The 21,926-nt window shown below is 50.5% G+C and carries 21 protein-coding genes and 1 riboswitch; of the genes, 13 read left to right on the top strand and 8 right to left on the bottom strand.

The window, feature by feature from the left end; translation table 11 throughout:
- Positions 1–111: 111 nt before the first annotated feature.
- Entirely contained in the window at positions 112–582 is a 471-nt protein-coding gene (locus tag KME12_17495) for a hypothetical protein (protein ID MBW4489580.1), read from the top strand.
- Between the two features lie 59 nt (positions 583–641).
- Here KME12_17495 and KME12_17490 read toward each other — a convergent pair whose 3' ends face one another.
- The 3 genes from KME12_17490 to KME12_17480 form a co-directional block, all read right to left on the bottom strand.
- Positions 642–1,601, bottom strand: a complete 960-nt coding sequence (locus KME12_17490; protein MBW4489579.1) for a pentapeptide repeat-containing protein — start codon at positions 1,599–1,601, stop codon at positions 642–644.
- A gap of 82 nt (positions 1,602–1,683) precedes the next feature.
- Positions 1,684–1,977, bottom strand: a complete 294-nt coding sequence (locus tag KME12_17485; GenBank protein ID MBW4489578.1) for a hypothetical protein — start codon at positions 1,975–1,977, stop codon at positions 1,684–1,686.
- A 150-nt stretch (positions 1,978–2,127) separates the two neighbouring features.
- A complete protein-coding gene (locus KME12_17480) occupies positions 2,128–4,611 on the bottom strand; it encodes an after-VIT domain-containing protein (GenBank protein MBW4489577.1) in 2,484 nt (827 codons plus the stop codon).
- Positions 4,612–4,815: 204 nt separating this feature from the next.
- Between KME12_17480 and KME12_17475 the strand changes: the two genes are divergently transcribed.
- Positions 4,816–5,868 (top strand): hypothetical protein, encoded by a 1,053-nt coding sequence (locus KME12_17475; GenBank protein ID MBW4489576.1) that lies wholly within the window; start codon positions 4,816–4,818, stop codon positions 5,866–5,868.
- Positions 5,869–5,920: 52 nt separating this feature from the next.
- Here the strand turns inward: KME12_17475 and KME12_17470 are convergent, their stop codons facing one another.
- From KME12_17470 to KME12_17460, 3 genes are all read right to left on the bottom strand, one after another.
- On the bottom strand, positions 5,921–6,850 hold the full coding sequence (locus KME12_17470) for a protein-glutamate O-methyltransferase CheR (protein ID MBW4489575.1): 930 nt from the start codon (positions 6,848–6,850) through the stop codon (positions 5,921–5,923).
- Between the two features lie 154 nt (positions 6,851–7,004).
- On the bottom strand, positions 7,005–7,193 hold the full coding sequence (locus KME12_17465; GenBank protein MBW4489574.1) for a CPXCG motif-containing cysteine-rich protein: 189 nt from the start codon (positions 7,191–7,193) through the stop codon (positions 7,005–7,007).
- A gap of 23 nt (positions 7,194–7,216) precedes the next feature.
- Positions 7,217–8,884, bottom strand: a complete 1,668-nt coding sequence (locus tag KME12_17460) for a B12-binding domain-containing radical SAM protein (GenBank protein MBW4489573.1) — start codon at positions 8,882–8,884, stop codon at positions 7,217–7,219.
- Positions 8,885–9,215: 331 nt separating this feature from the next.
- Here KME12_17460 and KME12_17455 point away from each other — a divergent pair, with 331 nt between their 5' ends.
- The 7 genes from KME12_17455 to KME12_17425 all read left to right on the top strand — a co-directional run bounded on the left by KME12_17455 (position 9,216) and on the right by KME12_17425 (position 15,121).
- On the top strand, positions 9,216–10,172 hold the full coding sequence (locus KME12_17455) for a homoserine kinase (GenBank protein ID MBW4489572.1): 957 nt from the start codon (positions 9,216–9,218) through the stop codon (positions 10,170–10,172).
- A gap of 138 nt (positions 10,173–10,310) precedes the next feature.
- Positions 10,311–10,559 (top strand): DUF3285 domain-containing protein, encoded by a 249-nt coding sequence (locus tag KME12_17450; protein MBW4489571.1) that lies wholly within the window; start codon positions 10,311–10,313, stop codon positions 10,557–10,559.
- Between the two features lie 148 nt (positions 10,560–10,707).
- Positions 10,708–11,217: an rRNA maturation RNase YbeY gene (gene ybeY / locus KME12_17445; protein MBW4489570.1), complete on the top strand. Its 510-nt coding sequence runs from the start codon at positions 10,708–10,710 to the stop codon at positions 11,215–11,217.
- 60 nt (positions 11,218–11,277) lie between these two features.
- Positions 11,278–11,739 (top strand): diacylglycerol kinase family protein, encoded by a 462-nt coding sequence (locus KME12_17440; protein ID MBW4489569.1) that lies wholly within the window; start codon positions 11,278–11,280, stop codon positions 11,737–11,739.
- 63 nt (positions 11,740–11,802) lie between these two features.
- Positions 11,803–12,417, top strand: a complete 615-nt coding sequence (locus tag KME12_17435) for an aminodeoxychorismate/anthranilate synthase component II (GenBank protein MBW4489568.1) — start codon at positions 11,803–11,805, stop codon at positions 12,415–12,417.
- Between the two features lie 214 nt (positions 12,418–12,631).
- Positions 12,632–13,408: an MBL fold metallo-hydrolase gene (locus KME12_17430; GenBank protein MBW4489567.1), complete on the top strand. Its 777-nt coding sequence runs from the start codon at positions 12,632–12,634 to the stop codon at positions 13,406–13,408.
- A 105-nt stretch (positions 13,409–13,513) separates the two neighbouring features.
- On the top strand, positions 13,514–15,121 hold the full coding sequence (locus KME12_17425; protein ID MBW4489566.1) for a carboxylate-amine ligase: 1,608 nt from the start codon (positions 13,514–13,516) through the stop codon (positions 15,119–15,121).
- A gap of 56 nt (positions 15,122–15,177) precedes the next feature.
- On the opposite strand, the gene KME12_17420 is transcribed toward KME12_17425, so the two are convergent.
- Positions 15,178–16,557 carry a trypsin-like peptidase domain-containing protein gene (locus tag KME12_17420; GenBank protein ID MBW4489565.1) on the bottom strand — a complete coding sequence of 460 codons (1,380 nt, stop codon included), beginning with the start codon at positions 16,555–16,557 and terminating at the stop codon, positions 15,178–15,180.
- 443 nt (positions 16,558–17,000) lie between these two features.
- On the opposite strand from KME12_17420, the gene KME12_17415 reads away from it, so the two are divergent.
- Positions 17,001–18,461: an FAD-binding protein gene (locus tag KME12_17415; GenBank protein ID MBW4489564.1), complete on the top strand. Its 1,461-nt coding sequence runs from the start codon at positions 17,001–17,003 to the stop codon at positions 18,459–18,461.
- A 39-nt stretch (positions 18,462–18,500) separates the two neighbouring features.
- Here the strand turns inward: KME12_17415 and KME12_17410 are convergent, their stop codons facing one another.
- Positions 18,501–19,259, bottom strand: a complete 759-nt coding sequence (locus tag KME12_17410; GenBank protein ID MBW4489563.1) for a Uma2 family endonuclease — start codon at positions 19,257–19,259, stop codon at positions 18,501–18,503.
- A 100-nt stretch (positions 19,260–19,359) separates the two neighbouring features.
- Between KME12_17410 and KME12_17405 the strand changes: the two genes are divergently transcribed.
- The 3 genes from KME12_17405 (at position 19,360) to thiC (ending at position 21,573) form a co-directional block, all read left to right on the top strand.
- Positions 19,360–19,542 carry a type II toxin-antitoxin system HigB family toxin gene (locus KME12_17405; protein ID MBW4489562.1) on the top strand — a complete coding sequence of 61 codons (183 nt, stop codon included), beginning with the start codon at positions 19,360–19,362 and terminating at the stop codon, positions 19,540–19,542.
- Positions 19,523–19,930, top strand: a complete 408-nt coding sequence (locus KME12_17400; protein MBW4489561.1) for a transcriptional regulator — start codon at positions 19,523–19,525, stop codon at positions 19,928–19,930. Before KME12_17405 ends, KME12_17400 begins: the two co-directional genes overlap by 20 nt.
- 166 nt (positions 19,931–20,096) lie before the next feature.
- A riboswitch (TPP riboswitch) is annotated at positions 20,097–20,193 on the top strand.
- Positions 20,194–20,199: 6 nt separating this feature from the next.
- On the top strand, positions 20,200–21,573 hold the full coding sequence (gene thiC, locus KME12_17395; GenBank protein ID MBW4489560.1) for a phosphomethylpyrimidine synthase: 1,374 nt from the start codon (positions 20,200–20,202) through the stop codon (positions 21,571–21,573).
- Positions 21,574–21,926: the final 353 nt, after the last annotated feature.

Genomic DNA, 21,926 nt, shown 5'->3' with positions numbered 1-21,926 from the left:
TCAAATTGCTGGCTGAGGAATTAGAATCCTATCTCCCCTTCTGGCAACGGTCTGAAACTTTACCCAAATGGGATATCACCATTCTTCCTGCTTGACAGGGGTGTTATTTATTTGCAACCCCCTTGGCCTTTTGTAGCGGGGTCATTCGGAGTTGGAGCCTTTGCGCTGCTGCCTTACTTAGCTCTGCGCCACCCCAATTCAGGCTTTACTGGCTCTAAAACTGCTGTAATCAAGCTGCTGGACTCCCGTTGGACAGGTGTCGTTCTAGCATTGGGTACGATCGCCTTGGTGAGCTATGGCGCGATCGCAGGTGACTGGAGTGATTTTGTAGCGCAATGGCAAACCAGCCGCTTCATCCACGTCATGAGTTTAGATTTTTGCTTGCTGTGCCTGCTGTTTCCGACAGTGCTTGGTGATGACATGGCTCGTCGGGGGCTACAAAATCCTCGGATCTTCTGGGCGGCTTCATTACCCCTGGTAGGCCCCGTGATCTACCTGGCGTTGCGACCTCCCCTCAACAGTGCTGAGCCAGACACAGCCCAAGCTTCTCCCGCCCAAACTAGTGCTGCAAGCCCACGCTAGACAGGTTTAGGATAAGTTCAAGACAGGTTTAGGACAACTAGAATAGAGCGATCGCTAGATTAAATTGAGCTAAGGCTAAATCCGTCAGGCATAATGGCTCCTCGTAGACAAGCCCCTTCTAGCGTGGCTTTATTGAGATTGGCTCCTGATAGATTGGCTCCCTCCAAGGTGGCACAGTTGAGATTCGCACCTGCTAGACAAGCGCCTTTGAGGTTGGCTCCGCGCAAATTGGTCATACACAAGTTAGCGTTGCTTAGGTCAGCTTGGCTCAGATTGGCTTGGCTTAAGGTTGCTTCCCGCAAATCAGCCTTGCTGAAATTGGCTCGGCTCAGGTTGGCTTTGTAAAGGTTAGTGCCAATACAATTCGCCCCGATCAGCATCGCTTTGTAAAGCGTAGTGCCCATCAAGTTGGCCATACAAAAGTTCGCCATGCTGAGATTCGCCATGGTCAGATTAGCTTCGTGCAGGGTCGCGCCAATAAAGTCGGCCATGCAGAGGTTAGCCATACTTAAATTAGCGCGGCTGAGATTGGCCTCCCGCAGCTTCGCTACACTCAGATCCACTTCCCGCAAATCTGCCTTATAGAGATTGGCTTCTCGCAGGTTTGCTTTACATAAAGTCGCCGTGTAAAGCGTCGCGCCTTCCAAGTCTGCTTGACTGAGATTAGCTTCAGTCAAATTTGCCATGCAGAGGTCGGCATAGCGCAAGTTCACTTCCCGTAAGTCAGCCTTGCTCAAGTTGGCTTCTCTCAGTTTGGCTTGGTACAAATTAGCTGTGTAGAGGCTAGCTCGCATCAACTGAGCCCGATAGAGATCTGCCGTCTCAAAGTTGGCTAAACAGAGGTCAGCCGCCTCTAAGTTGATTCCCCTCAGATTTGCCTTACTCAGATTGGCATCTCTCAGATTCATGGTGTCTACAGAGACACCCACTGGTGGACTACTTATAGCCTGGGTCGTCCACCACTGATTCCAGCCAGTTACTCCTCGCTCCAGCAAAGCAAGGTGTTCCGGATTTGCCATATGCACCCTAGTCTCACCAGAAAGTCCTTAGTCTTAGGATTCCCCACAGGTGTAATTAGGCAACTTAGCGGATGCTGCTTCATCAGTTCTGGGTTGTCCGTGGCAGAACCAAAGGTAGGCTTTGCGATCGCTGAGCCAACTTGCCTGCTAATTGCGCCAAATCCTGATTCAAAGCTGCTTGCTCTGCCAAAGTGGGCTTTTGCGAACCTCGGCCATTAAAGACGTAGCGATCGCTAAACACATCCATCCCTTGATTGGAGCTTTTCCACTGAAACTGACCATACTGCTTCCGTAACAGTTGTTTGAGCTGCACGCGATCGCCTTTCGGCAGGTTGCCTCGACTCACCACTGTTTGCTTACGACAGTCTTCCAACACATAGGCAGCACTAGAGGCCCCCTAGCCCCCAAACTTGGGGGAACTAGATTCTTGCCTTTCCTTCTGGAGGAGGTCTGGAGGACGCAGCCGTCCTTCAGCGGGGGTTTGGGGGCGAGTGCCCCCAATTTCTTGATTCTGCAAAGAGTAAAACTACCGCAGACGTAACACCACCTTCACCGTACCCGTCACCCCTGACGCTGGTTGCCAAGTTAAAAGCGATCGCTTGATCACATCAACCACAGCCGCTTCCTTCAAGGTAGAAGCCTGGTCATCCAATAAAATGCGACCGACCCGCCCGCTCTGCACCGAGAACTCCAACACTACATCACCACTGAATCCAGTTGGCAGATTCAAACGCTGTAGATATTGAGTCAGAACAGGCATTTTCGCCGGATCTAAACCTGTAATGCTCACGACTTGCAAGCGGGGGTTGGTAGATGAGGGAGCGATCGCCTCTGGCATCTGTGTCATGTCTGTCGCCTCAGAAGTGACACGCGTCTTAGCTACTGGAGGACTCGCTACTGTTGATGATTGGTTGCCACTTCCCACTCGCCGTCCCGCCAAACGACCAGGTGGTGATGGAGCCATCACAGGCATGGGAGCCATTGAGTAAGCAGCACCTGCCCCCACCGCAGCATCTTGAGCATTACCAAAGACACCTTCATAGCTGACTCCCTCTGGCATTTCTACTGGCACTTGCACCCGTTGGCTAGTACCATCCGGATTAACCCGCACCTCATCACTGACTGCTACAAAAGCCGTGTATTGCGAGAGCAGGCGATAAGCCAAGGCCGTATCTGTGACTGCCGCTACGCCGGATGTAGTTTCGCCACCAAACATCTGATTCATCAAGTCTTTGATCCGGGCGCGGCCCCAAAGTTGAGCGATCGCTGGATTACTTTTTCCTGAGTCAAAGTTGACTCTGAGCGTTTTTTCATAGCGCTCACCCCCCGCTGCTGTTCCGGTAATTTTCAAGCTGCCACTGGTGCGATCGCTTTTACGCCCAAACAGAACCAAAGGTTGACTGGCAAATAAGTCAGGAGCTGCTAAAGGATACATCTCTGGAGCGGCACCGGAGCCTTGCCAAGTTACTTGAACATTGGTCAGGACTGGATTGTTAATTTGTCGGAAAAACTTCTCTGCCACTTGCTGAGTTGGCTCATCTTGGCGAATGACTTGGGACGTGCCACGTCCTACTTCTGCCAGGCGATCGACTAAAAAGCGATTGACCGAGCTACCGACTCCAAAACTATAAAGGCGATTTCCCGGTTTCAGTTGTCGTTGCACTTCCGCAATCACCTGATTTTCGTTGCCAATATAACCGTCGGTCAGCAGTACCACACTCCGTAAACGACCCGATTCCGCCGCCGGAAAGTTCATTACGGCTTGGATGCCATTCATCAGTTCGGTGCCGCCATTGGCATCTAACTGGTTGATATAGGCGATCGCCTTGGCCCGATTGGCAGGAGTGTTGGGCAGTGGGGCGGGAGAAAGTTGAGTCGCAGTATTGGCAAAATCAATAATCGAGAAAGTGTCGTTCGGATTCAGCCCATTGATAAAGCGCCGCATCAGTTCTTGGGACTTCGCTAAGGGATCGCCTTGCTGAGAGCCAGAGGCATCCATCAAAAACACCACATCCTTCGGCACAATCTCATTACTGCGGTACTGCACAGCCGGAATCAGGTACGCCGCAAAGTGCCCGCCTTTATCGTTGGCTTGAGTCAGTACGGTGGCTTGCGTGTCTTGGCCCGCCACCCGATAGCGCAGAATTAAATCTTTATTGGGAATCGTATCTCCTGTCACCAGTTGCACCTGGGTGGTGTTGCCCTTTGGCTCAACTCTCAGCTTGTGGGAAGGCGATCGCACTTCTTGCACAGGTACGCCTGCATCAATCTCAACCGTGACCCCAATATCATGACCAGAGCGGGTACCAGGTTTGAGCACTGGAGGCGTAATGCGGGAAGCATCGGGTACCACATCGGTATCGCCGCTATTGCCGATCGCGTTGCCAGGAATGTAGCGCGGCCCTACCACCATCGGAAAGACGAATTCGTAATCGCCGCCCTCAAACTTGAGGCTATCGCTGTAGCGAATCGTTACCTCAATCTGTTCACCCGGTCGAATATTGGCTAAAGACTGGGTAAAAATGTTGTCTCGCTCTTGCTCTAGTAGTCCTGCGGTACGGCCTTGCTGCCTCGCCTGCTCATAGATTTTCTGTGCTTCTTCCCGCTTCTTGATGTCTCCCTTGATCACGCGATCGCCAATTTTAATTTCCATATCATCCACCGCTGCTTCATCGGGCAGGGGAAAGACATAGATAGCTTCTAGGGGATCTTTAAAGGGATTTTCAAAGGTTTGGGTGACTTCCACCCGCGAAATGTTACCTGATACCTTAGCCTTCACCTCAGTATGCTTCAGCACAAAAGCTTGCTGCTGCCCATCCTTTTGCCCAAATAAACCACCCGGCGGCAGGGTAGAAGTGGAATTAACAACGTCATCACCGGGATTGGGATTCACAATCGTAGAGCGCATAGGTACCTGACTTACAGATTGAGCAACAGTAAAGTGGGCGATCGCTCCTAGCGTGCCAACGAGCAGCAACGTAGCAGCAGGCAAAATATAGGCAAATTTCATACTTAAACTCTTAGGAGTAGAAAGAATCGCTAGATCGCAACGATTGCCTCCTACCATGACATCGTTTCAGCCACCGATCTGAGCCGTTGCAATTTTTGCAACATCGGTCACGCCAAGATCGGAAATTACGGCGATCGCGACTGTAGCTATTTATCAATCAGGCTTTAGTTGCTTTGTTTATTGCTTTGGTGTGTCAGGCTTCCTATGTTCAAACCGTCTCTCACAATCAGTGCTTCTATCTGCGTCACTCTTAGTACTCTCGGAGTCATTCAGCCCGTCTTGGCTCGTCCCAGTACGAATATCACGGCGATCGAAATTGAACCGATGCAAAAAAGTGGTCAGGAACAATTGACCCTGATCGTGCCCGATCGCGATGTTTCGGAGCGTTCTAACGCTGGTCTTAGCCGCTACGACCTACACATGGCCAAAATGTTTGAAGTCACTTTTGCCCACTGTGACCAGTTGCGGCCTCACATTCAACGGGTGCAATGGCAATATGTAGCAGGCAATGGCACTCGGAATTTGGATCAGTTTTCGATTAGTTGCCAGATGGCCCAGCAGGTGGTGGATGCTTACGGTTTGACCAACTCGGAACCAACACCCGTAAACTATCGCGTTACGGGAGCAAACACGATTGAATATGTCCCAACTTTGAATTTACGAGGCGATCGGCTGACCCGATTTCAAGATACTGTGCAGCAGTTTCGGCCTGCGGTTAGTTCTGAATTCAGACCTGCGATGGGTGGTGATAGTTTCCCTGTTGCGATCGCTGCCAGCACTACCGCATCAAGCACAGTCGTCCCCATTAGTAGCGTTCGTTTCTTGCCAGCCATTCAGGGAGGACAAGCTCGTGGCATTTTCATCGTGCCCGATCGCAACACCACTCGCTCGGCCTATGGTGGTGATCTGCGACTTTACGATGTGCATTTAGCCAAAATGTTTGAAGTCGCTAATCTCTACTGCGCTACTAGCGATTGGCAGAGTGTGGAGTGGAACTACTTTGCGGGCAATGGCGACATCAACATGGGCCGTTTTGTCATGGGTTGCAACCTGGTGCGAGATGTTGTTAGCGCTTATGGCCAAGGTCGCAAAGAGCAAACATTGATTAGCTTTGGCTATGGCAACAACTCTGCCAAGGAGACTCACAACCTACCTGTGCTCAACATTACTGGAGACAAAATTCCTAAATTCATTAACTTTGCCAAACGCTTCCAACCTGTTGGGGTCGCTCAGCGAGTGGATGCCGAACGGCGTTAAAAGTTGCTTAGCTTTGACAATCAACAAACGATCGAGCGCCGCTGCCAAGGTTTCAACCTTGGCAGCGGCGCTTTCGGAATGCTCTAGGTAGCAGTTTCACCAAGTTAGGCTTTAGCACTTTAGCAAACACTCGATGCTGCAAACTAACCGGAGTGAAGAGCACATTCTCAATACATAGGGTCGGTAGTTCAGACTGACCCAGTACCAGCAAACCACCATTTTCTAGCCCGAAGTGGAAGCGGACCAAGGCTCGAATTTGACCTTCAATATTTAGATAAAACAAAGTATTGCGGCACAGCAACAAGTCAATCTGAGAAAAAGGAGAATTGAGGATCAAGTTGCGTTGGACAAAAACAATAGAACGGCGTAAGTCTTGGCGAAACACATAACTATCATCAGTTCGTTCAAAGTATTTTGCTAAGAAATTAGCAGGCACACCCAGAACCTGCGATTCTGAATACCTACCTCGACGAGCTTGAACCACCGCTTCTTGATCAACATCGGTGGCATAGATACGAACTCGCTGCTTAAACTCTTCTATCCCTAAAGCTTCAGCTAGCAGAATTGCCACCGTATAAGCTTCCTCTCCCGAAGCACACCCAGCACTCCAAACCTTAATCAGCCCATTAGGTGGTTTGCTGCTAATCATGCGGGGAATGACTACAGTTTTTACATAATCCCAAACGAAAGCATCTCTAAAGAAATCCGTGACGTTGATCTCAATCGACTTAAAGAGATCAATAAACTCCTTGGGATGCTTTTTGAGGTAGTTAAGGTAGGCGCTATAGCTTTCAACTTGCACTGCCGACATCCGTAGTTGAGTTCGACGCATCAAACTAGGACGCTTGTAGCCCGAGAAGTCAAACTCGTGATTTTGCCACAGGTAATCCAGCAACTCTTCAAAACTTTTTGCCTCCTCAGTTTCACGGGGCAACTGATTACCCTTCAATCCATCCTCTGACTGTAAATCTTGACGTGTCATAACGATGAGTAACAAACTGGAACAAGAAGTTATAGCTCTTAAGGTAGTTGAAAGCAACAAGAATTTGAAGGGGAGATAACCCTTTGTAAGAATTCTCAGAGAACTGGTGCTTTAGCGCCAAGTTCAAGACGAAAATAGAGAGATTGCCAAAGCTCTAGCCTTCATAGTCACTGTCAATTTCGATGTCCAGCGTGTCTTCATCAATACGCACATAAAGCACATTGGGGCGACAGCAAACTTGGCAATCTTCGATGTAGGATTGCTGTCCCCCAGCGCTAAAGTCTACGAAGGTTAGGTTGGGTTCACCACAAAAGGCGCAAAAGTATTCAGCCGTGTTTTGCATGGATTAGGGCTCAGCGCAAACCCTCATTTTACTGCCGCTGAAACGCTTAACTGTTGCTCTAGTGCGGCTTGGTGCTCCCAGTTAAAGAGCGCTGTGGATGTTGCGAGGTGTTTTAGTAAGGTGGGTTGGGGTAACGGCCCTTTCAAGTGCTGCCACGGTAGCACCAGATCTGGAGTCCAATCCGCATGGACATAAAACTCTAGGTCTGGTAGCTGTCCCCGCAGTTCTTTGAAGGCACGACGATAGCTGCCCAAAGAATCTCCATAGTGGCGAGTGAGTTCTAGCAAATGTGAGAGACGGCGATCGCCCCTGGAGATCAAGGCTTGAATCACTGACCAGTTGTAGCTTTCCGGTCGGAAGTCGATACCTTGCGATCGCAGTTGTTTTTGCAAGAATTGCAGCCGCTTCTCCGCTTGGCGATTTACCCCAAACCACTGGAACGGGGTATGAGACTTGGGCACGAAGGTGCTACAGCCAAAGGTGAGACGCACACCTGGAGCCGCTTTTTTGAGACCACGCAACATCGCCACGGTTTGCTCTAAGTCATCCGGTTCTTCACCGGGAACCCCCACCATACCGTAGAGCTTGAGATTGCTTAAGCCCCCCGCTTTAGCATTAACTGCCGCTTGGGTGATTTCGTCGTTGTGCAGCTTCTTGTTGATGATTTGTCGCAATCGCTCTGAGCCACTTTCTACGGCGATCGTGATGGAGCGAGTGTCGTGCTGAGTTAAGGTTCGCGCGAGTTTCTCGGTGAGAGTATTAGTTCGCACGGACGCAATGCTCAGCCGCACTTGGTCGTATTGAGGTTGGCTGAGGTGATCCAACAAGGCATCAAATTCTGGATGTTGGGTGACAGAAGCTCCTAGCAAGCCCAGGCGATTGGTAACCTTTAACCCTTGCTCGATCGCCGGAATTAAGGATGCTTCCACATCAGCGGTACGGAAGGGCAGCGTTAGATAGCTGGCGAGGCAGAAGCGGCACATTTCGGGGCAGCTCCGCACCACTTCCACCATGTAAATGTTTTCCCAAGCGGCTTTTTCGGTGACAACAGTTGAGGCGGAGAGGGTATTGCCGCGATAAGTTTGCTTTTCGACTTGGGCGGGGATGGTGGAGTCGATTGGCTGAATGGTGGCGATCGCTCCCTCTGGACTTTGGTAAGTTACCTCATACAAGCTGGGAATGTAAATTCCTGGGACTTGAGCTAGGTGTCGGAGTTGAGTTTGGCGATCGCTGCCGCGCACTTCTTTATAAGCGGCAATCAACGCATCCAGTAGAATTTCGCCATCTCCGAGCAGCACTACATCAAAGAAGTCGGCGAAGGGTTCGGGGTTGGCAGTCAGGACGGGGCCACCGCCGAAGACTAATGGGTGGTCATCAGTGCGATCGCTGGCTCGAATCGGAATATCTAAGGATTCTAGCAAGCCCAAAATGTTGACATAGTCCAGTTCCCAAGACACAGAGAAGCCGAGGAGTTCTGGTTGGGCTGGCAGGGGTTCGTGGACATCAGTAAACAGTCGGCTGACTTGCAGATCCGATCGCGATGCCAAAGTTGCCCACACGACTTGATAGCCCAAGCTAGTAATGCCGACGTTGTAGTCGTTCGGGAAGGCAAAGATAGCGGGAATCGCGTCAGGATGGGGGGTGGCAGGGGTGAAGAGGAGGCGTTCGGCGGCGAAGGGTGAATTAGTCACAGAAGGTCGATCGCTTGGATCTGGGTGGGTTGAATCATGTTTGTTCTTTCACTCTAGTCAATTTTGGGTGGCTGGTGAGGGGTTGAATGTTCTACTAAAACCGAACCCTTGGGGGCGCTTGCCCCCAAACCCCCGCTGAGGGACGGTTGCGTCCCTCAGACTCCCTCCAAAAGTGGGTTTAACGGTATTTGATTCACGCGCATTGCTGGGACAGGGGGTCTTTACAGAGGCTTATAGAAGGGGCGATCGCGTTTGGGAAGGTGACTTCAGGGCTTTATGATCAGGTTTGCAAGGAATCAAAGTTTGCGATCGCTGCTAATAGGTATTTGTGATGTCGTTGAGTCCCACTGTTACTGTCACTGTTCCCGCGACAACTGCCAATATTGGGCCAGGGTTCGATTGTTTAGGTGCGGCTTTGACGGTGTACAACCAATTCCAATTTGCCCATCTCTTGGTGGGTCTAGAAGTGGGTGCGCAACAGCGGGTGCAGATCATAGTAGAAGGGTTAGAAGCCGATCGCGTCAAAACGGATGAAAGCAACTTAGCTTACCAAGCTTTTGCCAAACTCTATGAGCACTTAGGCCAAACGCCACCGCCTGTCCAGATCACTATTCAACTAGGGGTTCCCTTAGCTCGCGGTTTGGGCAGCTCTGCCACAGCCATCGTCGGAGGTTTGGTCGGAGCCAATGTGCTGGCTGGTTCACCCCTCTCTGCCACTGAGGTGATGCAACTGGCGATCGCGATGGAAGGCCACCCAGATAATGTGGTGCCCGCGTTGATTGGAGGGTGCCGTTTGGCTGCGACTAACCCGGAAGGTAAATGGGAAATCTGTGATATTCCTTGGCACAGCGATATTGTGCCTGTGGTGGCAATTCCTAATTTTGAACTTTCGACGGCTGAAGCTCGCCGTGTCTTGCCCAGTGACTACAGCCGCGCGGATGCTATCTTCAACACTGCCCACCTGGGTCTGCTAGTTCGTGCCTTAGAAACAGGGAACGGCAAGTGGCTGCGTGCTGCCCTCCAAGACCGTATCCATCAGCCCTATCGCCAAACCCTCATTCCTGGCTACGCTGCCGTACAAGATACCGCGATCGCGGCTGGAGCCTATGGCTTGGTGATCAGTGGCGCAGGCCCTACCCTACTCGCCCTGACCAACAGCCAACAAGCGGCCAATGTAGAAGCCGCGATCGCGAATGCTTGGGTGGAACAAGGGATTACTCCGCTGGTTAAAGCTCTACAAATTGACCTTAAAGGTGCCGTAACAGTTGCCGAACCTGTCAGTTTCTAAGCCACTCTGCTCTAAGTCACTGATGAGACAATAGAGGTGATGAGTTTGCAACCAAATTGTTACATTGAGGCAGGAGGCTAGCCGTTGTTTCGCGGTGAACTCCTACCTAACTGAACCAAAATTGCTTTGATGAGGGTTATGAATTCAGATCCTTTAGCTGTAGAATCGCTATCTGTAGAACCGTCTGCGGAACCGGGAACTGCACCTGCCGCTGACTCTAGCAGTGACTCTGCTCCAACCACTCCCGCAACTTCTCCGCCCCCCAGTTACGTCAAGTTAGCCATGCGGAATATGGTCCGCAAGCGGGGCACATCGCTGTGGCACTTTACTTTAACCACCGTGGGTTTGATCGGGGTTTTGGTTGGCTTGGCCTATTTGACTCGCTAGTCTCGTTAGACAATTGGGTGTGGCTGACTTGATGGTGTGTGGCTGACTAATGGATTGATGAGGAGACTCAAGCGTGCAAGTTGAAGTCAGTGTTCAGGATTGCTTCTACTCATCTCCTGAGGATGAAAGTGTCGATGTAGAATCCGAGCTGCTAGAACTGCCTCTAACTAAGGCGATCGCACCTGGTTCACTTACCTTAGCTCCCATTCCTTTAGAGAAGTGGGAAACCTGGTTTCAGGATTGGCTGGAGTCGCTGAGCCAGATCGCGCCAGAGGAGCAAATTTCTCTGGACTTAGACCAAGCCTACGAGCTGAGCTTGCGGCTCACAGATGACACTGAAATCCAAACGCTGAATGCTCAATATCGGCAGATAGACAAACCAACGGATGTCCTGGCCTTTGCCGCCTTAGAAGTAGACAGTCCCCAAATTGAGGAGCTCCCTTTATATCTGGGAGACATTGTGATCTCTGTAGAGACCGCACAGCGGCAAGCAGACCAGCAAGGCCATGACTTGTCCTACGAGCTAGCTTGGCTGGCAGCACATGGGTTGTTACATCTTTTGGGATGGGACCATCCTGATGATGACCATTTGATGCGAATGTTAAGTCAGCAAGAAGCTCTGCTACAGGTTGTTGGTTTTGCTACTAGAACAGGATAGACTGCTACTCCAAAGGAGAGCCGCTTGCCTAACTTCCCTAACACCTGTGCTTCCGCGCCTATGTCTCCAGATCTCTCAACTCAGACCTCCAACAAAGTGAGTGATAAGGTAATTGCTAAACCAAATCGGGATCTGTCCTGGCGGGTTGCTGGTAACTTGTGGGTCAGCTTTAAATATGCTTGGGCTGGCTTGAGTTACGCCTTCCGCACCCAACGCAACTTCAGAATTCACGTCATCGTGGGCACTCTAGCGGTTGGCTTGGGTGCTTTTTTAAGGCTAAGTGCGGTGGAGATGTCAATTATCAGCCTAACCATTGGGGCGGTGTTGGCAATGGAATTACTCAATACGGCGCTGGAGTCGGTCGTTGACCTGACGGTGAAGCAGTCGTACCATGAACTCGCTAAAATTGCCAAAGACTGTGCGGCGGGAGCGGTCCTTATTTCGGCGATCGCTGCTATTTTGGTCGCGGGTTCACTGCTATTATCCCCACTTCTGACGTTTTTGCAATCTGCTTTACGCTAGAGATTGGCAAACAATTAACAGGTTGGTTCACCAGCCCTAGTTCCTACCTTCTAGGAGTCAATCTTGATTCTTGTTATTGATAACTACGACAGTTTTACTTACAACCTGGTGCAGTATCTGGGTGAACTCGGTGTCGAGCTACCCGTCGCGGCAGAAGTTCAGGTCTACCGCAACGACAAAATTTCTCTAGAGCAAGTGCAGCAACTCCAGCCTGATGGTGTGGTGATTTCCCCAGGGCCAGGTCGCCCAGAAGATGCAGGAGTTTCTCTGGAGCTGATTCGCCAGTTGGGGCCAACTCTACCCATTTTGGGAGTTTGCTTAGGTCATCAAAGTATTGGGCAAGTCTTCGGCGGCAATATTGTCCGAGCCTCAGAATTGATGCATGGCAAAACCTCGCAAGTTCACCACACAGGGCTTGGAGTGTTTCGAGACCTAGAAAACCCGTTCACCGCGACTCGGTATCATAGCTTGGTGATTGAGCCACAAACCTGCCCGGATGCTCTGGAAGTGACCGCTTGGGTAGATGACGGCACGATTATGGGGGTGCGACATCGGAACTATCCTCATATCGAAGGCGTCCAATTTCATCCAGAGAGTATTTTGACTCAGTCAGGTAAGCAGCTATTGCGGAACTTTCTATTGTCGGTGAGCGATCGCCAGTTGGCGGTTAAGGCTTAGTCATTAGCGCTTAGCAGTTAGCGCCGGAAAATCCTGTAGCCTGTTTAGGGGGAGATTGAGCGATCGATGCTCCTCTCAATAGTTAGCGTCAATGGCTAGTGTCAATGGTTAGCGTTGAGCAGTGGCGTTAAGCTTACCCACTCATCGCTAGCAGTTAGCTGCTGGTTACGAGTTGCGCGAGTTGGATGCAAACACAGGGAACGTGAGGAGAAAGATGAAACGGCGACAGTTCATGCGTTACGCGCAAGCAGGTTTGTTGGCTGCTGGGGGTATGGGTCTAGCTTCTGGATTTGAGGCTTATCAAGCTCAGACCAACAATGGCTTGTCAATTAAGTGGTTAGGTCATACTTCATTTTTGTTTACAGGTAGCGGACAGCGCGTCCTCACCAATCCGTTTCGCCAACTAGGCTGCACATCTGGGTATCGTAGCCCCAACGTAAGTACCGATTTAGTTCTCATCAGCAGTCAGTTGCTAGATGAAGGAGCTGTGGAAGAAATCCCTGGCGAGCCTAAGTTGTTGTATCAGCCAGGAGCGTATCAAGTTGCGGGTCTGCAACTCCAAGGCATCAGCATTGACCACGATCGCCAGGGTGGACGACGCTTTGGCACCAATGTAGCTTGGCGATGGCAGCAAGGTGGCATTACTGTGCTGCATCTCGGTGGAGCCGCAGCTCCTATTTCCATTGAGCAAAAGATTCTGATGGGACGGCCTGATGTACTGCTGATTCCGGTAGGAGGTGGCCCTAAAGCCTACAACGCTCAGGAAGCCAAGCAAGCAGTGCAGATTTTGAATCCGAAGGTGATCATTCCGACCCATTACCGGACAACAGCGGCTGATAGCGCGAGTTGCGATTTGACTTCTGTAGATGAGTTTCTTGCCTTGATGGAGGGAGCTAATATTCGCCAAGTGCAAAACGATGGCATCACTATCAAACCGGGTGATCTGCCCCAGGAAGGCTCTGTAGTCCGCGTTCTAAGCTACAAATTTTAGCGTTTCCTCATTTCTGCCAGTCGATTGATAGAGGTGTGATTTGCCACTATACAGGTAAAATCGCAGGTGTAAGCATCGCTGAGGCAGGGCAAGCCTTAGAAGCTCATGCAAACTCTTGATTTTTCTTCCTCCGAGCAGGCAGAGCAGTTTCACCATCTACAGGGTTTGTTGGCCGATCGCTGGCAGGCGATAGAGTCGTTCGATCCGAGCGATGCGGATATTGTCGTGATTCCTTCCCTGAGCTTAGATCAGCGAGAGTTGCTCAAGATTCAGGGGGTACACCACTACGAAGAACGGTTGTTGTTCTCACTGATTCGTCTGCGTAACCCTCGGACTCGGCTGATTTACATCACGTCGCAGCCGCTGCACCCCAGCATCATTGATTACTATCTGCAACTGTTGCCTGGGATTCCCTTTTCCCATGCTCGCGATCGCCTGTTGCTGTTTTCTACCTACGATTCTGCATCCACCTCGCTAACTCAGAAGATTTTAGAGCGTCCGCGCTTGATGGAGCGGATTCGGCAGGCGTTGCGCCCTGACAAGACCTTTATGATCTGCTACAACTCCAGCCCCTTGGAGCGGGATTTGTCTTGTCAGCTCAATGTACCTCTATATGCTCTTGATCCAGATCTGTTGTACTGGGGGACAAAAAGCGGTAGCCGCCAAATCTTTGCTGAATCTGGGGTTCCCTGCCCCGACGGTAGCGAGTTAGTGAAGAGTATAGACGAACTAGCCGAGGTGGCAGCAGAGTTGTGGGAGCGCCAACCTCACTTGCAACGCATGGTGGTGAAGTTGAATGAAGGCTTTTCCGGTGAAGGCAATGCCCTTCTAGATCTCCGTCCCATTCTCAGCTTGGCTCCGGGACAGGCAACTCACGCAGAACGAGTGAGCACTATTGGCGATCGCTTTGAAAGTATGAGCTTTCAGGCGAAGTCTGAGGTTTGGAGTAACTTTAGTAGCCGCATTCCGGAACTAGGAGCGATCGCCGAGGCCTTCATTGAAGGAGAGGAAAAGCGATCGCCCAGTGTGCAAGGTCGCATTACCCCGACAGGCGAGGTAGAAATTCTCTCTACCCACGATCAAATTCTCGGTGGCCCTGATGGACAAATTTATTTAGGTTGCCGCTTTCCCGCCGATGAATCTTACCGTTTAAAACTGCAAGAGTTAGGACGACAAGTAGGCAAGAATCTAGCGGCCAAAGGGGTTCTAGAGCGATTTGGGGTTGATTTTCTCGCGGTGCCACATCACGATCCCCAAACTGAACAAACCCAATGGGACTTGCAGGCGATCGAAATTAATTTGCGTAAAGGGGGGACGACTCACCCCTTCATGACCCTAAAGTTTCTCACCAACGGTCGCTATGACCTCTCTAGTGGCTTGTTCTACAGCCAACAAGGGCGACCTAAGTATTACATGGCCACCGATAACCTACAAAAAGAACGCTATCGCGGGTTGCTCCCCAACGACCTGATGGACATCATCGCCCACCATCAGTTGCACTTTGACAGCAGTACTGAAACGGGAACTGTGTTTCATCTGATGGGAGCGTTATCTGAGTTTGGCAAAGTGGGAGTTACTAGCATTGGCAACTCACTTCAGCAAGCAGAAGACATCTACAACCGAGTGGTCAAAGTTTTAGATGAAGAAACTCAACAGAAACCCTCTGTCAATTGGCCTTCTCAACCGCACGTGCCGATTACTTGGCAGCGATAGGGCAGCGATAGGGCAGCGATAGGGCAGCGATCGCGCTCCGTTAGACTACCCAACCCCTACATAGCCATAGACTTGGCAGATCTTGATGGTTGCACAAACACATCGAGATTCTGCAAGGATTCGCTGATTGGGAGGGCAAAGCCCAGTCCTTCAATGCCTCGACTCACCATTTTTTCGGTCACAATCCCGATGACAGCGCCTTGCTGGTTTAGGAGTGGGCCACCACTGTTACCAGGGTTGATCGCAACATCGGTTTGAATCAGGTCTCGGCTACCAATGGTGCGAATGCCACTGACAATGCCTTTGGTCACCGTGTTGGAATAAGCGATGGGATTGCCAATCGCTACTACTTCTTGCCCCACCTTGACCGCACTAAGATCCGCGATCGCTAAAGCGGGAAGATTGCCAACGTCCCCTTCGAGTTTGACCAGCGCGACATCAAAAGCAGCATTGCGCTTCAGCACTCGTCCCGTTTGGGTTGACCCATCATACAGCTTCACTTTGACTGAGAAAGCGGAACCCACCACATGCTGATTGGTCAAAATCAAGCCAGATGAGTCGATCACAAAGCCCGTACCTCGTCCCGTTGGAGTGCGAATCCAAACTACAGAAGGAATTGTATGGCTAGCAATTTGCTCTGTAGAGAGGGGAAGTTGGGAGCTAGACAGAGCGGCAATTTGGTAAGTCTTGGCCGCAGTTGGCGCTAAATCTCGTCCCACCGCCTGCTGTAGGGAGTTAGCAAAGCTGGGCTGGGCAAGGAGAACCTTAAAGCTGGCGCGAATTGCTTCATAGGTGGCCGCAGGGTTATCAATGCCCTCCACCTCAGCCTGACCTGTAGTTGCCTGTCGCACAATCACTTTATTGGTGTCGCGATCGAAGATTTCCCACTGAATCGTTCTTTGGTCTGAAGTTCTGCTGTTGAAGAAAGAACTGTAAGAATTCAGTTCTACTTTGGTAATCTTGCCCCCCACTAAGAATCTAACGGGTTCAGATTCTTCCATCAGTTGCTCATCAAACACCGAATGCTGCTCTGATCTGCCCACGTTGTAGCCAGCATCCACCAATTCATCCTCAATCGCTTGTAAAGCTGCATCTTCTAGCTGTTCATCTAACTGCCCAGAAGCGGTATAGCGTTGTTGAAGAATTTTGAGAACGCCTTCATGATGCCCGCCAATGACCACACCCGGCAGAATGCGAGAGCGAATGCGAGCGACACCAATACGAGGTAAACCTTCAGGATTGATGCTAATGGCTGCTGACAATGGTTCTGGAGCGATCGCACTTTGGAGCGGTCTAGGGCAATTGCCCTGAGCAAGGCTCTCAGAAGTATTGCTCTGAGCTTGACTCAGCACCGGAGCTGGAGATGCAAAAGCTGGCAACGAAAATGACCAAAGTATGAGTAGCGCAAGTAGTAGGCTCCAAAGTCCTTTCTTCATTGTGATTTTGGCTTACAGGTAGCTGGAGTTTTCCCTAGCGATCGCTCTGGCTCTAGGTTCAATGTGCTCTCGGTTGCAACGACTAAAAAGCAAGATTCACTTCATGCGGTTTCGGTGGGGAAGCAATGGCGCTGAAGTGGCTTTAAGGGGCCGAGAAACAATAACGCTGTGAGTGGTCGCGATCGCGCTAGAGATTTAAGGCGATTCCAAAACTTTTTACACTTGGAAAATCTGGAATGTACTGAGAATAACAAATATTCAAGTCTTTGATCCCATAGCTTTTACGTAATCATCTATCTATAGGTAGAAAAATTAAAATCCTTGCTTCTGCCAAAAGTGAAACCTTAAGAAATTCTTCTTGGAATTAAATCTATCGGAGCAGCCAAACTAAAGAGGTTGTGTTGGATACGCTTTTGCCCCGTACTTGAAGCAGGCTTTTGTTTATGCACGATCGCTCCTCACGCCGTACTTTTCTCCAAGGGTTACTCGCTAGTACTACTGTGATTGGGTTTGATGTTATTAGTCGAGCTTGGGTGACTGCTGCAAACGCCCAATCGAGTCTGAACTTAGCTGAGCTTCCACCATTAGACGGTGCGATCTACACCGATGAGGCAACGCGACAAGCCGCAGCCGATGACTTTGGGCATATTGTGCATCGCCAACCGATCGCGGTCCTCAAACCAGGCTCTAAAACCGACATTGTGAAAGTTGTGCAGTTTGCCCGGACTCATCAACTCAAAGTGGCGGCACGAGGGCAGGGTCACTCCAGCAATGGTCAGGCTCAAGTTGAGGCAGGGATTGTGATCGACATGAGCACCCTCAATCAAATTGTCCAGATTGGCGCTGACCGGGCGAAGGTACAAGGAGGCGTACTTTGGCTCGAACTCTTGCAGGCTGCGATCGCTCAAGGCTTAACCCCTCCCGTTCTCACTGACTATCTAGAACTTTCCATTGGCGGAACGTTGTCAGCAGGTGGCATTGGGGGAGCCAGTCATCGCTACGGCGTACAGGTCGATCAAGTTTTGGAATTAGAAGTTGTCACAGGCCAGGGAAGGCTAGAAACTTGTTCACCTACACAAAATAAACCCCTGTTTGAAGCAGTGCTAGCAGGTTTGGGGCAGTGCGGTATTATCGTGCAAGCAACCGTTCGTCTCATTCCTGCTAGGCAACAAGCCCGCGTTTTCCTGCTCTTCTATGACGATCTGGCAACCTTTACTCAAGATCAACGCCTGTTGATTAGCGAAGAACGCTTTGATTATGTGGAAGGGCAAGTAGTACCGTCCCCGAATGGTGGATGGCGCTACATGATAGAGGCCGTTAGCTTTTATACGCCACCCAATGAGCCGAATCACGTAGCGTTGCTTGCTGGTTTAAGCTACCAAGCTGGTTCAGAGCAAATTACAGATCCCACTTATTTTGACTTCGCCAACCGTCTCGCCCCTGTAGTCGCAACCCTTAAATCGATTGGCGTTTGGTCATTCCCTCACCCTTGGTTAAATCTGTTTGTACCCAGTAGCCAGGTCGATCGCTTTATCGGCGAAGTCGTCTCGACACTAACGTTGGCAGACACAGGTCAAGGCCCAATTTTGCTCTACCCGGTCAAAACCTGGCGCTTTAATCGGCCACTCTTTCGAGTTCCCAGAGAAAACATTGCCTTTCTCTTCGCGATTTTGCGGACTGCGCCACCTGACCCAGCCGTGATTAACCAGATGGTTGCCGCCAACCGTAACCTGTTTGAACGCGATCGCGCTTTGGGAGGCTACCGTTATCCTGTGGGTACGGTTCCGATGACGCCAGCCGATTGGAAGCAGCATTTTCAGCCTAGGTGGGGCAAACTCATCAGTTCCAAGCAAAGCTACGACCCCGACAATATCTTGGCACCTGGACAAGGGATTTTTGTCTAGAGGTTGGTGGGAGCGATCGTTTTGGAGTTAGGCAATTCGCTAAAGTGCGTTTGGATCAATGCCTCGCTCTCGCAACTTTGCTAGCAGGAGATCCTTTTGCCGCCGCTCATCTTCGGCCTGCTGCTGAGCTATCTCTACTTGCTGCTGGGCTACTTCCACCTGCTGTTGAGCAAGTTCTGCGGCCTCCTGGGGACTAGATACGAGTTTCCCGTCGGCAGTGAAGAAGCGCAACTTGTCTTCGTAAATTCCTAGATAAAGTCCAAGTTGCTGGCTCCAGAGCCATCCCTGAGGATTCGGTTCAATGGCTTGATATTGACCACTGGTGAGGAAGAAGCCCGCAAATTCTAGTGTCTCAGGGGCAAACCAAAAGTAGTCTGGTGTACGAAAAGTATCCTGATACAACTGCTTTTTCAAGCCTCGATCGGTTGCAGCAGTGCTACCCGAAAGAATTTCTACAATCACGTTAGGGTACTTGCCGTTTTCTTCCCAAATCACCCAGCTTTTACGAGGCTTACGTTCTGTGCCTAAAACCACAAAAAAGTCTGGCCCTCTAAAATCTCTCGATTTGATTTGCTGAGGGCTGTAGTAGATCGTCAAGTTGCCGCTAGCGTAAAAGTCATTGCGTGCCGTAGGCCCTCCTTCGCGCCACAACCATTCCAAGCACTGAATCAGCAGCACCATTTGCCGCAGATGTAAATCTGTTTCCCAGGGAGGCTCGTCACTCAACAGGTCACTGGGCGGAAAGACAATCTCTTCCCACTCATCATTGGTAGGGGTGAAATCTTTGGCAATGGACATTGCAGTTAGCCAGAGTCCAGTTGATTAGAGTTTAACCTATAGGGCGATCGCGGTTCTATTTTGATTCGGGCGATCGCTCTCGCTAAATAATTTTGTTGAACTGCGTCAAACTTTTGCTTCTGCTGATCAAGTGGGTAACTTAACCGTCTTCAACATCAGTGGAAAGAACTATCGACTGATTACATACATTGACTACCAAACTAAGAAAATTTTTATCCGGCACATCTTAACTCATGCCGACTACGACAAGGGACATTGGAAAAATGACCCGTGGAATCAGTAACACTATTTCCTACATGGAACTACTACAATCTTTTCCTCCTCGACCAATCAAATCTGAGGCGGAAATGTTAGCGGCTCAAACGGTGATTGACTCGTTGATCGATCGCGGAGAGTTAACACCTGATGAACAAGATTACCTCAATCTCTTGGGCACACTTGTGTATGAATATGAGCAAACCCAAGAACTTATTCCTGATATCTATGGAGTAGAGCTGCTCAAGGTATTAATCGAGGAGCAAGACCTTCGCCAGAAAGACTTAGTGCCCATTTTTAAGACAGAATCTATTGTGTCCGACATCCTCAAAGGTCGCCGGAAGCTAACAGTTAATCACATTAAAGGATTGGCAGAATTTTTTCATGTCTCCTCCGCTGTGTTCTTTCCACAATAGAGAGCAGCCGTGAGCTAAGGCTTATCCGTCCAGCCCCAGCGATCGCAGTTCTATTTGCTTCGAGCGATCGCCTCCTCACCCCGTAACTCTCTTGATTACAAAAGACTTAGGTTTCCTGAGATTTGAGAACTCGGTGATCGCGCCAAGACCCAGGTGATACAATCGTTAACCAAGCTAGGGGTGCCTGGAGAGTCAGGCTGAGATCAGACCCTTAGAACCTGAACCTGGGTAATACCAGCGGAGGGAAGCTGTTTATCGAGGAACTCAATATGCGGACAGAATGGATCGCGAAGCGTCGCGGGCAGAGCAATGTGTCTCAAATGCACTACGCCCGTCAAGGAATCATCACAGAAGAGATGAGCTATGTCGCCAAGCGCGAGAATCTTCCAGCCGATCTGATTCGGGATGAAGTGGCACGGGGTCGGATGATTATTCCGGCGAACATCAACCACACCAACCTGGAACCAATGGCGATCGGCATTGCCTCGAAGTGCAAAGTCAACGCCAACATTGGTGCATCCCCCAACTCCTCCAACATGGACGAAGAAGTTGCCAAGCTACACCTAGCAGTGAAGTATGGCGCTGACACGGTGATGGACTTGTCCACTGGGGGCGGCAACTTAGACCAGATTCGCACCGCCATCATTAATGCTTCACCTGTACCAATTGGCACCGTTCCTATCTATCAAGCGTTGGAATCGGTTCACGGCAATATTGAGCAACTCACTCCCGATGATTTCCTGCATATCATCGAGAAGCATGCCCAACAGGGTGTGGATTACATGACGATTCACGCTGGGATTTTGATTGAGCACTTGCCGCTTGTCAGAAATCGGATTACGGGGATTGTGTCGCGTGGTGGTGGCATCTTGGCGCGGTGGATGTTGGCCCATCACAAGCAGAACCCCCTCTACACCCATTTCGACGACATCATTGAGATCTTCAAGCGCTACGATGTCTCTTTCAGCTTGGGTGACTCGCTGCGTCCCGGTTGCACCCACGATGCCTCCGACGAAGCACAACTCGCTGAACTCAAAACTCTGGGTCAACTAACGCGCAAAGCTTGGGAACATGATGTTCAGGTAATGGTGGAAGGTCCGGGTCACGTACCAATGGATCAAATCGAGTTCAACGTCCGTAAGCAAATGGAAGAGTGCTCAGAAGCGCCCTTCTATGTGCTGGGGCCACTGGTGACTGATATCGCACCGGGTTACGACCACATCACCTCGGCGATTGGGGCGGCAATGGCAGGTTGGTACGGCACCGCCATGCTTTGCTACGTCACCCCCAAAGAACACTTGGGCTTGCCCAATGCCGAAGACGTTCGTAACGGTTTGATTGCTTACAAGATTGCAGCTCACGCAGCGGATATTGCCCGTCATCGTCCAGGCGCTCGCGATCGCGATGATGAACTCTCTCATGCTCGCTACAACTTTGACTGGAACCGCCAGTTTGAGTTGTCGCTTGACCCAGAGCGAGCCAAAGAGTACCACGACGAAACCCTGCCCGCCGACATCTACAAAACCGCTGAGTTTTGCTCTATGTGTGGTCCTAAGTTCTGCCCCATGCAGACTAAGGTCGATGCGGATGCCCTCACCGAGCTAGAGAAGTTCCTCGCCAAAGAACCTGTCAGCCCAGGCTAATTAGCCTGTCCAATACATTTATTTGGCCTAATTTTAGGAAAGATGAGAGTCCCTGTGATTTCAGTGGTGATTTCAGTTCTCTCATCTTTTCCTAAATACCAAGGGCGGGTTTAGCTAGAAGAACTTACCGAGGTTGATACGCCATCTACAGAACCTGCCCCTACAGCAACCAGTCATTGACTTGGTTCTGATAACTTTCGAAGGCCATCCCACAGACACAACATGGAAAATACGGCTGGACTGGACTGGATCTTAGGCGGGCTCGCGATCGCCATCCTCGCTGGAGCCTTGCTGATGCTATTTGGCGGTGTCCTGGCAATGAACAAAAAGTAGAACTTCCAAACCACTAAACC

The sequence above is a fragment of the Trichocoleus desertorum ATA4-8-CV12 genome (assembly GCA_019358975.1).
Classification (GTDB): Bacteria; Cyanobacteriota; Cyanobacteriia; order FACHB-46; family FACHB-46; genus Trichocoleus; species Trichocoleus desertorum_A.
This window is presented reverse-complemented; position numbering and strand designations above follow the sequence as displayed.